At 65.7% G+C, this 12,816-nt stretch carries 13 protein-coding genes; 12 read left to right on the top strand and 1 reads right to left on the bottom strand.

From position 1 onward, the window contains the following. Positions 1-28 precede the first annotated feature (28 nt). From radA to IM784_RS08415, 8 genes are read left to right on the top strand one after another with little or no spacing between them, the layout of a single operon-like run. Positions 29-1,405, top strand: coding sequence for a DNA repair protein RadA (gene radA / locus IM784_RS08450; protein WP_199554876.1), 1,377 nt, complete (start codon positions 29-31; stop codon positions 1,403-1,405). A 60-nt stretch (positions 1,406-1,465) separates the two neighbouring features. Continuing rightward, positions 1,466-2,182, top strand: a complete 717-nt coding sequence (locus IM784_RS17435) for a CvpA family protein (protein WP_199554875.1) — start codon at positions 1,466-1,468, stop codon at positions 2,180-2,182. Next, complete coding sequence (gene cysS, locus IM784_RS08440) at positions 2,182-3,474, top strand: cysteine--tRNA ligase (protein WP_199554874.1); 1,293 nt, start codon at positions 2,182-2,184, stop codon at positions 3,472-3,474. The genes IM784_RS17435 and cysS overlap by 1 nt, the downstream gene beginning before the upstream one ends. After that, on the top strand, positions 3,471-3,761 hold the full coding sequence (locus IM784_RS08435; RefSeq protein ID WP_199554873.1) for an alkylphosphonate utilization protein: 291 nt from the start codon (positions 3,471-3,473) through the stop codon (positions 3,759-3,761). The genes cysS and IM784_RS08435 overlap by 4 nt, the downstream gene beginning before the upstream one ends. A gap of 13 nt (positions 3,762-3,774) precedes the next feature. Beyond that, positions 3,775-4,740, top strand: coding sequence for a L,D-transpeptidase family protein (locus IM784_RS08430; RefSeq protein WP_328799487.1), 966 nt, complete (start codon positions 3,775-3,777; stop codon positions 4,738-4,740). After that, complete coding sequence (locus tag IM784_RS08425) at positions 4,740-5,492, top strand: polysaccharide deacetylase family protein (protein WP_199554872.1); 753 nt, start codon at positions 4,740-4,742, stop codon at positions 5,490-5,492. Before IM784_RS08430 ends, IM784_RS08425 begins: the two co-directional genes overlap by 1 nt. Before the next feature lie 22 nt (positions 5,493-5,514). Next, positions 5,515-5,964 carry an iron-sulfur cluster assembly scaffold protein gene (locus IM784_RS08420; RefSeq protein ID WP_199554871.1) on the top strand — a complete coding sequence of 150 codons (450 nt, stop codon included), beginning with the start codon at positions 5,515-5,517 and terminating at the stop codon, positions 5,962-5,964. A 28-nt stretch (positions 5,965-5,992) separates the two neighbouring features. After that, on the top strand, positions 5,993-7,780 hold the full coding sequence (locus tag IM784_RS08415) for a monovalent cation:proton antiporter-2 (CPA2) family protein (protein WP_235976714.1): 1,788 nt from the start codon (positions 5,993-5,995) through the stop codon (positions 7,778-7,780). Here the strand turns inward: IM784_RS08415 and IM784_RS17430 are convergent. Further along, positions 7,777-7,905, bottom strand: a complete 129-nt coding sequence (locus IM784_RS17430; protein WP_268920828.1) for a hypothetical protein — start codon at positions 7,903-7,905, stop codon at positions 7,777-7,779. The genes IM784_RS08415 and IM784_RS17430 overlap by 4 nt on opposite strands. Positions 7,906-8,086: 181 nt before the next feature. Here IM784_RS17430 and IM784_RS08410 point away from each other — a divergent pair, with 181 nt between their 5' ends. The 4 genes from IM784_RS08410 to rpoN all read left to right on the top strand — a co-directional run bounded on the left by IM784_RS08410 (position 8,087) and on the right by rpoN (position 12,786). After that, entirely contained in the window at positions 8,087-8,425 is a 339-nt protein-coding gene (locus IM784_RS08410; RefSeq protein WP_199554869.1) for a P-II family nitrogen regulator, read from the top strand. 81 nt (positions 8,426-8,506) lie between these two features. Then, positions 8,507-9,919, top strand: coding sequence for a type I glutamate--ammonia ligase (gene glnA, locus IM784_RS08405; protein ID WP_199554868.1), 1,413 nt, complete (start codon positions 8,507-8,509; stop codon positions 9,917-9,919). A gap of 528 nt (positions 9,920-10,447) precedes the next feature. Further along, entirely contained in the window at positions 10,448-11,218 is a 771-nt protein-coding gene (gene lptB, locus IM784_RS08400; RefSeq protein WP_199555068.1) for an LPS export ABC transporter ATP-binding protein, read from the top strand. 59 nt (positions 11,219-11,277) lie between these two features. Next, positions 11,278-12,786: an RNA polymerase factor sigma-54 gene (gene rpoN / locus IM784_RS08395; protein WP_199554867.1), complete on the top strand. Its 1,509-nt coding sequence runs from the start codon at positions 11,278-11,280 to the stop codon at positions 12,784-12,786. Positions 12,787-12,816: the final 30 nt, after the last annotated feature.

Raw genomic sequence — 12,816 nt, 5'->3', positions numbered from 1 at the left:
CTGCGCCATCACCCCTTAAGCGGGGGTGATGGCGAAGCCCCAGTTCAGATATGTGTGCCAGGCGTGCGGCAGCGTCCAGCCGAAGTGGATGGGGCAGTGCCCCGATTGCGGCGAGTGGAATACGCTGCAGCAGGAAGCCGCTGCGGCGGTGACGCCCTTTGCCCAGAAGCACAGCCTGAAGGCCGGCGGGCGGGTGCTGGAACTGCAGCCGCTGGACGCCGTGATCGAGCTGCCGAAGCGGATTGCGACGGGCTTTGGCGAGCTGGACCGGGCCTTGGGAGGCGGGCTGGTGCCGGGCTCTGCCGTGCTGATCGGCGGCGATCCGGGGATCGGCAAATCGACCTTGCTGCTGCAGGCGGCCGGGCGGATGGCGCGGGCCGGGCATGGCGTTGCCTATGTGTCGGGCGAGGAGGCGGCCGATCAGGTGCGGCTGAGGGCGCGGCGGCTGGGGCTGGCGGATGCGCCGGTGATGCTGGCGGCGGCGACTTCGGTGCGGGATATCCTGACGACCTTGTCGGCCGGGACGCCGCCGGCGCTGGTGGTGATCGATTCCATCCAGACTATGCATTCCGACCAGCTGGAGGGCGCGCCGGGGACGGTGAGCCAGGTGCGGGCGGCCAGCCTTGAGCTGATCAGCTGGGCGAAGCTGACCGGCAGCGCGGTGATTCTGGTGGGGCATGTGACGAAGGACGGGCAGATCGCCGGCCCGCGCGTGCTGGAGCATATGGTGGACGCCGTGCTCTATTTCGAAGGCGAGGGACGGCATCAGTATCGGGTGCTCCGGGCGGTGAAGAATCGCTTTGGCGGCACCGACGAGATCGGCGTGTTTGCGATGGAGGCCGATGGGCTGGCGGAGGTGCTGAACCCTTCCAGCCTGTTCCTGACGCAGCGCGAGAATGCCGTGCCCGGCGCGGTGGTGTTTCCGGCGCTGGAGGGGACGCGGCCGGTGCTGGTGGAATTGCAGGCGCTGACGGTGCGGTTGCCCAGCGGGGCTACGCCGCGGCGGGCGGTGGTTGGCTGGGACGGATCGCGGCTGGCGATGCTGCTGGCGGTGCTGGAGGCGCGGGCCGGGCTGGGGTTCGGTTCGAGCGAGGTGTATCTGAACGTGGCGGGCGGGCTGCGGGTCGTGGATCCGGCGGCCGATCTGGCGGTGGCGGCGGCGCTGGTTTCGGCACTGCTGGATTCGCCGGTGCCGCAGGATTGCCTGGCCTTTGGAGAGATCGCCTTGTCTGGCGAGGTGCGGCCCACCACGCATGCGGCGCTCCGGTTGAAGGAGGCGGAGAAGCTGGGTTTCCGGCAGGCCTTGGCGCCGCCTGCGACGAAGGGGGTGGGCAAGCTGCAGGTTTCGCCTGTGGCGTCGGTCGCTGCTCTCGTCGATCGCATCAAGCGATCGCATCCGGTTTGATCGCATCAAGCGATCGCATCCCATTTGACCGTATCAAGCGCAGCGGATAGCGCGGGCGGCATGGATATTTTCGAGACCTTCACCACCTTTGACTGGGTGGTCGTGACGATGATCGGCCTGATGGCCGTGGCCGGGCTTGTGCGTGGCTTCACGCAGGAGGCGCTGAGCCTGGCCGGCTGGATTGCCGCCATTCTGGTGGTGCGGTTTTTCCACGAGGATGTGACGATGTGGCTGACCCCCCGCGTGGGTGGCGAGGCGAGCGGGGCGATTGTCGGCTTCCTGTTGCTGTTCTTTGGCACGGTGATCGCTGCGCGGCTGCTGGCAGGCGCTGCCGGCGGCTTTGCCAAGCGCAGCCTGCTGGGGCCGATGGACCGGGTGCTGGGGCTGGGCTTCGGGGCGCTGAAGGGGCTGATCCTGGCCTCTGTGCTGTTCCTGCTGACGCAGTTTGCGACGGGGCTGTTCGATCCGGACAAGAAGCCGCCGGAGTGGCTGACGCACAGCCGTTCGGCGCCGTTGCTGGCGCTGGCGGCGAACGCCATGGTGGGCTGGGTGCACGATCTGCAGGCCGAGGACGGCCCGCAGGAGGGGGCGCTGGGCTTTCCGCCGGGGGTGATCCCGCCGGGGATGATTCCGCCCGGGGCAATGCCGCCGGGGCATCCGCCGGTGCCGCCGGGCGTCGGCCGGCCCGAGGGCGACGGCTATTCGGTGGAAGACCGCGAGGCGCTGGACAAGCTGCTGGAGGACGGCGCGAAAGCGGGCGAGGAAGTCAGCATCTGATGCTGAGGCTGTATGATACGCTGAGCCGCGAGAAGGTGGAGCTGCGCGCGCCCGAGCCGGGGCGGCCGATCACCCTGTATGTGTGCGGGCCGACGGTTTACGGGCGGGCGCATATCGGCAATGCGCGGCCTGCGGTGGTGTTCGATACGCTGTATCGGCTGCTCAGGCATCTGCATGGGCCGGAGAATGTCCGCTATGCGCGGAACATCACCGATATCGACGACAAGATCATGGCGAAGGCGGTGGCGGAGAACCGCAGCCCGCAGGCGGTGGCGCGCGAGTTCGAGCAGCATTATTTCGACGACATGGCGGCGCTGGGCTGCCTTACCCCGGATTTCAACCCGCGGGCGACCGAGCATATCGCCGGCGAACATGGGATGGTGGCGATGATCGCCGCGCTGATCGCGCGCGGCCATGCCTATGTGGCGGAAGGCCATGTGCTGTTCGAGGTGGCGACGTTCGGGAGCTATGGGGAGCTTTCGAAACGGCCGATGGACGAGATGATCGCAGGCGCCCGGGTGGAAGTGGCGCCCTATAAGCGGAGCCCGGGCGATTTCGTGCTGTGGAAGCCTTCGCGCGAGGATCAGCCGGGTTGGGAGTCGCCCTGGGGCCGCGGCCGGCCGGGCTGGCATATCGAATGCTCGGCGATGATCCGCACTGTGCTGGAAACCGACACCATCGACATCCATGGCGGCGGGCTGGATCTGCAGTTTCCGCACCATGAGAATGAGCGGGCGCAGAGCTGCTGCGCGCATGGCGGGACGGAGCTGGCGCGGATCTGGATGCACAATGGCTTCCTGACGATGGGCGAGACGAAGATGTCGAAATCGTTGGGGAATATCATTACGCCGGGCGAGCTGATCGAGGCTGGGTGGCAGGGCGAGGTACTGCGGCTGGCGCTGCTGAGCGCGCATTATCGGCAGCCGTTGCAGTGGACGGATGCGTTGCTGGAGCAATCGAAGGCCAAGCTGGACCGGCTGTATCGCCGCAAGGCAGAGGGCGGGCTTGGCGAGGCCGGGTCGGCAGCGCTGCTGGACGATCTGAATACGCCGGAAGCGCTGGCGGCGTTGCCGGACGGTGCGGAAGTGCTGGGGCTGGGCATGGCCGATCCGGCGAGCTGGTTCAGCGCCGGGGCGGACGTGGGTGCAGTGGATGCGGAAATCGCGCGGTATCGCGACGCCCGCACGGCGAAGGACTGGGCGGCGGCCGATGCCATCCGCGATGCGTTGAAGGCAGATGGGATCGAGATAATGGTAGCGAAGGACGGCTCTGTGACGTGGCGCAAGGCATGAGCGACGAGGATTACGTCTTTGACGAGGTGAGCGGCGAGTGGTTGCCGGCTTCGGAATTTGCCGCGCGGCAGGTGGTGGAGGTGCGCGATTCCGTGGGCAATCTGCTGGCCGATGGGGACAGCGTGGTGCTGGTGAAGGACCTGAAGGTGAAGGGCGCCGGGCAGACGCTGAAGGTGGGCACGGTCATCCGCTCGATCCGCCTGACCGGGGATGCGCAGGAAATCGATTGTCGCTTTGACGGCATCAAGGGGCTGGTGCTGCGGGCGGAGTTCGTGAAGAAACGCTGAAGGGGGTTCGCCTGTGAAATTGCATCTGCACCTGTTCGCGCTGCTGTTGCTGGCCCAGCCCGGCGCCCTTTACGCGCAGGGCTCCAAGACGTCTTCGCCGGTCGAGCTGGCGCGGATGGCGAATGAGCTGAAGCCCGGCCAGTGGGTGTGGGCGCCGTCGATTGCGCCCACCGGGCCGATCATGGTGCTGGTGGACCTGTCGGCGCAGGTGGCGACCGTTTACCGCAACGGCATCCGCATTGGCGTTACCACGGTTTCCACCGGCAAGGCCGGGCATGAAACGCCGGATGGCGTCTTCAAGGTGAACTTCAAGGACGCCAACCATCACAGCAACAAGTATAACAACGCCGCCATGCCCTTTACCCAGCGCTTTACCATGGACGGGGTGGCGCTGCATGCGGGCGGGCTTCCGGGTTATCCCGAAAGCCATGGCTGCGTGCACATGCCCTATGAATTCGCGCGGCTGCTGTTTGGCGCGACGCAGGTGGGGATGACGGTGATCGTGACCGGCAAGGCTGCATCCCCGAGCAAGGGCACCAGCGCCGGCGTGATGGCGCCCGGGGCGGCGCCCGCCGGTGCCGGAGACAGCTATTTCGCGCCCGAACGGTCGCCGGCGGGGCCGGTCTCGATCGTCATCTCGCGCTCCGATCAGGCGGGGGTGATCCTGCGCAATGGCGTGGAGATCGGCCGCACGCCGGTGGAAATCCCGAAGGATGTGACGCAGACCGCCGTTTACACCATGGCGAGCGGCGCCGTTGGCGAGGGAATCCAGTGGATCCGGGTGGACGTGCCGGGGCAGGGCGATGTGGCGGGTAAGCCGATCGATCCGAATGCGCTTGCCAATTTTCGCGTTCCGGACGCCTATTATGCGCAACTGAAGGGGCTGCTGGTGCCGGGAATCACCGTGCTGGTGACGCAAGCGCCATTGGCGGTGGGCGAGCCGGGCAAGCAGCTGGCCGTGCTGAGCGGAGACAAGTGATGCGGATGACGGCGTTGATGATCGCGTTGCTGCTGGCTTCGCCGGCGCTGGCGCAAAAGCCTGCCTCCGGAACTCCGGCATCGCCGCCTGCTGCGTTCGATCCCGAGCTTCCGGCATCCGACCTGCTGGTGCGCTATGAAGCGCCGACGCTGCGCTTTCGCTGGGCGCTGGCGCCGGAGGCTTCGCTGGAGCCGGCGCTGGTGCGGTTGATGCGCAAGGAAGCGCTGGCGGATCGCGAAAAGGCGATTGCGCAGGCGAAGGATGCCGCGCCCCCGGGCAGCCGCCAGTTCCAGAGCCTGTGGATGGAAAGCTGGCAACCGGAAGCGGAGACCGACCTGCTGCTGGCGCTTTCCACCAAACATTATGAATTCACCGGCGGGGCACATGGCAACATGCTGTTCAAATCGGTGATCTGGGACCGGAGCGCCGAGCAGCGCCTTGCCTTCGGCCAGCTGTTTGCCGACCCGAAGGCGGCGATGGCTGCGGTAAAGCCGGCCTTTTGCAAGGCGCTGGACGAGGCGCGCAAGGAGAAGCGCGGCGGCCAGCTGGGCAGCAATTTTGCCGATTGCCTGGACCCGGCCGCCTATCCGATCGTGCCTATGGGCGAAGGGCAGATCGAAAGGTTCCGTGTGCTGGTGCCGCCCTATGAGGCGGGGCCCTGGGCGGAGGGGGCGTATGAGATCACCCTGCCGGTGTCGCTGATCCGGGCTTTTCTGCTGCCGCGCTATATTGGAGCCTTTACCAAATCCTGACCTGCTCCATATAGATGCGTGGATGGACATGCCGCTCTACAACGCCCGGATCCTGCGGCTTGCGGCTTCGATCCCGCTTGCCGAGCGGTTGCCGAACCCCGAAGGTACGGCGCAGCGCACCTCTGCGGTTTGCGGGAGCCGGGTGACGGCGGACGTGGTGCTGGACGCCGAGGGGGCGATCGCGGGCTTTGGGCAGGAGGTGCGGGCCTGCGCGCTGGGCCAGGCCTCTGCCGCGATCCTGGGGGGCGCCGTGATCGGCGAATCTTCGGCTTCTCTGGCGCAGGCGCATGCGCTGTTGCGCGACTGGCTGAAGGGCGATGGGCCGTTGCCGGAGGTCCTGGCGAGGCGTTTCCCGGACCTTGAACTGTTCGAACCGGCACGTGCGAATCCGGCGCGGCATGCCTCGATCCTGCTGGCGTTCGAGGCGGCCTCTGCGGCAGCCGCCGAGGCCCAGACCGTTCCGGCGGGCTGAGCGGGTGGCGGGGGCAACGGACACCGGCATGCTGAAGGAAGCGGTGGTGTTTCTCGCCGCCGCTGCCGTGATGGTGCCGCTGTTCAGCCGCTTCAAGCTGGGAGCGGTGCTGGGCTATCTGACGGCGGGAATGCTGATCGGGCCTTCGGGTTTCGGGCTGATTTCAGAGACCGAGGATATTCTGCAGTTCGGTGAATATGGCATCGTGCTGCTGCTGTTCGTGATCGGGCTGGAGCTGCAGCCTTCGAGGTTGTGGGCCCTGCGGCGCGACATTTTTGGCATGGGAACGGCGCAGGTGGTGCTGTGCGGGCTGGCGCTGACTGGGATGCTGCTGCTGCTTACCAGCCTGACCTGGGAATCGGCGCTGGTGGTGGGGTTGGCGCTGGGGCTGTCCTCGACGGCGCTGGTGGTGCAGTATCTGCAGGAAAAGGGGCAACTGAACACCCGCGAGGGCGAGCGGACCTTTTCCATCCTGCTGCTGCAGGATCTGGCGATCGTGCCGCTGCTGATCATCGTCAACGCGTTGTCGCGGACGCCCAATCCGGATGCGCCGGAGGGCTGGACGCTGGTGGGAACCAGCCTTGCCGCCATTGCCGGGCTGGTGCTGGTGGGGCGGTTCGTTCTGAACCCGGCCCTGCGGTTGTTCGGACAGGTGGGGACGCGCGATATCTTCGTGATCGCAGCGCTGCTGACGGTGCTGGGCGCATCCTATCTTATGGCAAGCTTCGGGCTTTCGATGGCGCTGGGCGCCTTCATCGCCGGGGTGATGCTGGCCGACAGCCCGTATCGGCATGAGCTGGAAGCCGATATCGAGCCGTTCCGCGGCCTGCTGCTGGGGCTGTTCTTCCTGGCGGTGGGGATGACGCTGAACCTGCAGGTGGTGCTGCAGAACCCGGGGCAGGTGCTGCTGCTGGTGCTGGCGCTGCTGGTGGTGAAGACGGCGGTGATCGCGCTGGTGGCGCGATCGTTCGGCTCCAGCTGGGACAAGGCGCTGCCGATGGGCCTGACGCTGAGCCAGGGTGGGGAATTCGCCTTTGTGCTGCTGTCTGCCGCTGTAGCCGGACTGCTGATCCGGCCGGAAGCCGCCTCGCTGTTCACGGCGGTGGTGACGCTCTCCATGCTGGGATCGCTGGTGCTGATGACGGCCTATCGCCAGTTTTTCGGAGCTGAGGCGGGCGCCAGTCCGGACGGGCTGGAGGGGCCTGAAAGCGCTTCGCACGGCACCGTGATCGTGCTGGGCTATGGCCGTTTCGGGCAGATCGTCACGCAGTTGTTGCACGCCCGCGGGCTGGAAGTCGTGCTGATCGACACCAAGCCCGACCAGATCGAGCAATCGAGCAAGTTCGGCTGGAAGGTCTATTATGGCGACGGTTTCCGGCCTGACGTGCTGCGGGCGGCCGGTGCGGCTGACGCGCAGATGCTGATCGTGACGACGGGAGGTGCCTGGGAGCCGCACCGGCTGGATGCCGTCCGACATGCCTTTCCGCATCTGACCATCATTGTCCGTGCGCACGACCGGCTGCACTACATGCGGCTGATGGCGGCCGATTTCGACCATGCGGTCCGCGAGCTGTTCCACAGTGCGCTGGAGGTGGGGCGGACGGCGCTGCGCGAGCTGGGGACGCCGGAGGAAACGGTGGAAGCGCTGACCGCCGAATATGTGCGGCGCGACAATGAGCGGCTGGCGCTGCAGGTGGCGTCTGGCGACATCATGGCGGGCCGCGATACCATCTTCCGCCCGGGGCAGGGCTGGAAGCCGGAGAGTGCGGATACGTCCCTGGGTGAGATCCCGCGGGTCGAAGCGGACGCGCGCTAGAGCACCAGCTGGGTCTGGGTGACGAGCGCGACGTCCTTGCCGTCGGGGCGGCGGATGCGGGTTTCGGGGAGCTGAAGGCCAAGAAGCATGGCGAACGGCATGGCTTCGGCCAGATTCTGGCGCATCGGATGGCTACCTTGCTGCAGATTGCCCCAATTTTCATCAGTCTGCCGACAAATTGGGCAGGAATCCATGCCTGCGACAACGCTGCTGCCTGCGAGGTGGCGGTTGGCACGGCACTTGCTGAACTGAGGGGGTATCTATTGCCGGGCTATCTGCCCGGCGGCGAGGGAGTCTTCCGGACACATGAAAAAGGTCGAAGCCATCATCAAGCCGTTCAAGCTGGATGAAGTGAAGGAGGCGCTGCACGAAATCGGCGTTTCCGGCATCACCGTCACCGAAGCCAAGGGTTTCGGCCGGCAGAAGGGCCATACCGAACTGTATCGTGGCGCCGAGTATATCGTCGACTTCCTGCCCAAGGTGCGGCTGGAAGTGGTTGTGGACGACGGCCAGGTTGACCGCGTGGTGGAGGCGATCGCCACTGCCGCTCGCACCGGCCGCATCGGCGACGGCAAGATCTTTGTCTCCACGATCGACAAGGCGGTGCGCATCCGCACCGGCGAGACGGACCTGGACGCCATCTGAATTTGCGGCGCCCCTGCCGCCGGAAACGGGCCGGGGCGCTGACCGAATACCTCCCCAAACCTTATACCAGCGAGGACATTCATGGGTAACAAGCCGAGCGACATCCTGAAGATGATCAAGGAAAAGGAGATCGAGTGGGTCGATCTTCGCTTCACCGATCCCAAGGGCAAGTGGCAGCACCTGACGATGGCAAAGCGCGTCATCGACGAGGACAATCTGGAAGAAGGCTTCATGTTCGACGGTTCGTCGATCGCCGGCTGGAAGGTGATCAACGAAAGCGACATGATCCTGAAGCCGGATCTGGACGCCGTCTATGTCGATCCGTTCAGCGCCACGCCGATGCTGGTGCTGTTCTGCGACGTGGTGGAGCCTTCGACCGGCGAGCTGTATGCCCGCGATCCGCGCTCGACCGCGAAGCGCGCCGAGGCCTATCTGAAGTCCACCGGTATCGGCGACACCGTCTATATCGGGCCGGAAGCCGAATTCTTCATGTTCGACGACGTGAAGTTCGGACAGGCCTACAACACCAGCTTCTATAGCCTGGACGATATCGAGCTGCCGACCAACACCGGCCGCAGCTATGAGGAAGGCAATCTGGGCCACCGCCCGCGGGCCAAGGGCGGTTATTTCCCCGTGGCGCCGGTGGACAGCGCCACCGACATCCGGGCCGAGATGGTGCAGACCATGCTGGACATGGGCCTGCCCTGCGACAAGCATCACCATGAAGTGGCGGCCGCGCAGCACGAGCTGGGCTTGGAATTCGGCACGCTGACGACCACCGCCGACCGCATGCAGATCTATAAGTATGTCGTGCACATGGTGGCGCAGGCCTATGGCAAGACGGCGACCTTCATGCCGAAGCCGATCAAGGAAGACAACGGATCGGGCATGCACACCCACCTGTCGATCTGGGCCAAGGGCAAGCCGCTGTTCGCGGGCGAAGGCTATGCGGGCCTTTCCGAGCTGGCGCTGTATTTCATCGGCGGCATCATCAAGCACGCGAAGGCCTGCAACGCCTTCACCAACCCGACGACCAACAGCTACAAGCGGCTGGTTCCGGGCTATGAAGCCCCGGTTCTGCTGGCCTATTCGGGCCGCAACCGTTCGGCTTCGTGCCGCATCCCCTATGGCGCCGGCGCCAAGGCGAAGCGCGTCGAAGTGCGCTTCCCCGATGCGATGGCCAACCCCTATCTCTGCTATGCGGCCCTGATGATGGCGGGCCTGGATGGTATCGAGAACAAGATCCACCCCGGCCCGGCGATGGACAAGAACCTGTATGACCTGCCGCCGAAGGAACTGAAGAAGGTTCCGACGGTGTGCGGATCGCTGCGCGAGGCCCTGACGGCGCTGGACAAGGGCCGTTCGTTCCTGACCAAGGGTGGCGTGTTTACCGACGAGCAGATCGATTCCTACATCGAGTTGAAGATGGAGGATGTGGCAAGGTGGGAGATGACGCCGAGCCCGGTCGAGTTTGATATGTACTACAGCTACTAAGCGGCTGCGGCCTGGACCGCGATTGCGCAGCAATCGCGGGAAGGCCCGCAGACTCGCGTGTAGCGACAGCCGGCTGAGCCGGGGGTCTCTATCCCCGGCCAGTCCGACGGGGGCAGGCTTGGCCTGCCCTTTTTCGTTTCTGTCTTCTCGTATCGGAGCGGACTCGGCGGGTTTCCCGCCGGCCGCGCTTGTCCGCGTAGGCCTGCGCTAGCGGCCCGCCCCCCACCCGGCCGGCGGGGGACCCGCCGAGTCCGGTTGGGGGGCCCTGTCGTCCAGAAGAAAGTACGCGGCATAGCCGCGCCGTCGGACGGGCCGCGGATAGAGATCCGCCGCCGGCCGGTCCTTCGGCGAGTCTGCGAGTTAGCGCTTTGCGCTAATCGCAGCCGCCTTTGGATGAATCCGCCAAAACGGGCGCTTTGCCTATCGGGCGGCTTGAACCGCTGACTCCCAGTCTATAGTTTGCTCCCAACAGCAAGAATCGCGCCAACCGGCGCGTGCAGCGAACACAGAGACTGAAAGGGCCGCACTCTGGCTAGCCTGGTAGCAGAACGGGACGACGCTCATGAAACCCACCCCGATTCCGGGCTCGCTGTGGTTTCGATCGGCAAATCCTACGACAAGCGGGTGGTGCTTCGCGATGTTTCGCTGTCGGTGAACCGCGGCGAGGTTGTTGGCCTGCTGGGGCCGAACGGCGCCGGGAAAACCACCTGTTTCTATTCGATCATGGGCCTTGCCGCCCCGGATCAGGGGCGCATCCTGCTGGACGGGGTGGATATCACCCGCCTGCCCATGTACCGGCGCGCGGCGCTGGGGCTGGGCTATCTGCCGCAGGAAACCTCGATTTTCCGTGGCCTTACGGTGGAGGACAATATCTCTGCCGTGCTGGAGGTTTCGGAGCCCGATCCCGAGGCGCGGGCCGCGCGGCTGGAGCAGCTGCTGGCCGAGTTCAACATCGCCCGCCTGCGCTCGGCGCCGGCAATGGCGCTGTCGGGCGGCGAGCGGCGGCGTTGCGAGATTGCCCGGGCGCTCGCCGCTTCGCCGTCGATCATGCTGCTGGACGAGCCCTTTGCCGGCATCGATCCGATTTCCATTTCCGATATCCGGACGCTGGTTTCGCATCTGGCCGATCGCGACATCGGCGTGCTGATCACCGACCACAATGTCCGCGAGACGCTGGAAATCGTCGACCGCGCCTGCATCATCTATGATGGCCGGGTGCTGTTCGAAGGGACGCCGGAAGCGCTGGTGAAGGACGAGACGGTGCGCCAGGTCTATCTGGGCCAGGATTTTGCCCTGTGACGTGGACTGTGATGTGGCCTGTGATGCGGTTTGCTGCCGGGAGGGGTCGGTAGGCCGGGATGGCACTGGGTCCGCGCCTTGATCTGAGGACGAGCCAGACGCTCGTCATTTCGCCGCAGCTGCAGGCGGCGATCAAGCTGTTGACCCTTTCGAACCTGGAGCTGCATGCGGAGATCGCGGCTGAGCTGGATCGGAACCCGCTGCTGGAGCTGGCCGACGACGGCGAGGGCGGCGGCGCTGACAATGGGGGCAACCCGGACTCGGAAAATCCGCCGGCAGCGGCGAACAACGATCCGGGTGACATGGACACCGAGCTGGCGGCCGACGACGGCGCGCATCGGGCGGATGACCTGGATATCGATTATGCCGAGGAGCGCTTTCATCAGGACAGCATTGCCGACACCGGGCGGGCGGCGGAGCCTTCGGAAGATTTCAGCTTCGACCAGATTGCCGCCGACGAGCTGACGCTGGCGGAAGTGCTGGAGCGGCAGGCGATGCGCTTGTCTGGCGCGGATCTGGCGATTGCCCTGCACATCATTTCGCTGATCGACGAGGCGGGATATCTGACCGAGCCGGTGGAGGCGATTGCAGGCCGGTTGGGGATGGAGCCGGAGGCGGTCGAGGCGGTGCTGGCGATCGTGCAGGGGTTCGAGCCGACCGGCGTCGGCGCGCGCAATCTCGCCGAGTGCATTGCGTTGCAGGCGAAGGAGGCCGACCGGTACGATCCGTGCATGGCGGCGCTGATCGACAATCTGGATCTGGTGGCGCGGGGCGATCTCGCCCAGCTCCGGCGGCTGTGCAGTGTGGATGCCGAGGATCTGGCCGACATGCTGCGCGAGCTGCGCGGCTATAATCCGAAGCCCGGCCTTGTCCATGGCGGCGGGCGGACGGTGCCTGTGGTGCCCGACATCTTCGTGCGGCGAACGGCGAAAGGCTGGACCGTGGAGCTGAACAGCGGGACGCTTCCCCGGCTGATCGTGAACCGGCAGTATCAGGCGCGGATCGCGGCACATGCGACGCATGTGGGCGGGAATAGCGGCGCAGCGAAGGCGAAACCCGAGCGGCAGTTTCTGGACAGCTGTGTGAGCCAGGCGCACTGGCTGATGAAGGCGCTGGACCAGCGGGCGACCACCATCATGAAGGTGGCGATGGCGCTGGTGGAGGAACAGGCGATGTTCTTCGAAAAGGGCGTCTCGCACCTGAAGCCGCTGACGCTGAAGCAGATCGCCGATACCATCGAGATGCATGAATCGACGGTGAGCCGGGTGACGAGCAACAAATATCTCTCCTGCGACCGGGGCGTGTTCGAGCTGAAATATTTCTTCACCACGGCCATCCATTCGGCGGGCGGCGGCGGAGATGCTTCGGCCGAAGCGGTGCGGCAGCGGTTGAAGGCGCTGATCGAGGGGGAAGAGCCGCTGAAGCCGCTGTCGGACGACAAGCTGGTCGAGCTGTTGAAGAAGGATGGCTATGATCTCGCGCGGCGGACGGTGACCAAATATCGCGAGGCGATGGGCATTGCCTCCAGCTTTGATCGCAGGCGGCGGGCAGTTGTGAAGGCGGCCTGAGGCGCGATGACCTGGGTTTTCCTCCTGCTT

It is taken from the genome of Sandaracinobacteroides hominis, assembly GCF_016464365.1.
GTDB lineage: Bacteria > Pseudomonadota > Alphaproteobacteria > Sphingomonadales > Sphingomonadaceae > Sandaracinobacteroides > Sandaracinobacteroides hominis.
The sequence above is the reverse complement of the archived record's forward strand: the minus strand, read 5'-3'. Positions and strand labels throughout refer to the sequence as shown.

Excerpts from the sequence above, each read along its gene's own strand:
- radA (WP_199554876.1), top strand. The coding sequence starts at position 29 with ATGGCGAAGCCCCAGTTCAGATATGTGTGCCAGGCGTGCGGCAGCGTC.
- rpoN (WP_199554867.1), top strand. The coding sequence starts at position 11,278 with ATGGCACTGGGTCCGCGCCTTGATCTGAGGACGAGCCAGACGCTCGTC.
- IM784_RS08425 (WP_199554872.1), top strand. The coding sequence starts at position 4,740 with ATGCGGATGACGGCGTTGATGATCGCGTTGCTGCTGGCTTCGCCGGCG.
- cysS (WP_199554874.1), top strand. The coding sequence starts at position 2,182 with ATGCTGAGGCTGTATGATACGCTGAGCCGCGAGAAGGTGGAGCTGCGC.
- IM784_RS17435 (WP_199554875.1), top strand. The coding sequence starts at position 1,466 with ATGGATATTTTCGAGACCTTCACCACCTTTGACTGGGTGGTCGTGACG.
- IM784_RS08410 (WP_199554869.1), top strand. The coding sequence starts at position 8,087 with ATGAAAAAGGTCGAAGCCATCATCAAGCCGTTCAAGCTGGATGAAGTG.
- IM784_RS08435 (WP_199554873.1), top strand. The coding sequence starts at position 3,471 with ATGAGCGACGAGGATTACGTCTTTGACGAGGTGAGCGGCGAGTGGTTG.
- glnA (WP_199554868.1), top strand. The coding sequence starts at position 8,507 with ATGGGTAACAAGCCGAGCGACATCCTGAAGATGATCAAGGAAAAGGAG.
- IM784_RS08415 (WP_235976714.1), top strand. The coding sequence starts at position 5,993 with ATGCTGAAGGAAGCGGTGGTGTTTCTCGCCGCCGCTGCCGTGATGGTG.
- IM784_RS17430 (WP_268920828.1), bottom strand. The coding sequence starts at position 7,905 with ATGCGCCAGAATCTGGCCGAAGCCATGCCGTTCGCCATGCTTCTTGGC.
- IM784_RS08420 (WP_199554871.1), top strand. The coding sequence starts at position 5,515 with ATGGACATGCCGCTCTACAACGCCCGGATCCTGCGGCTTGCGGCTTCG.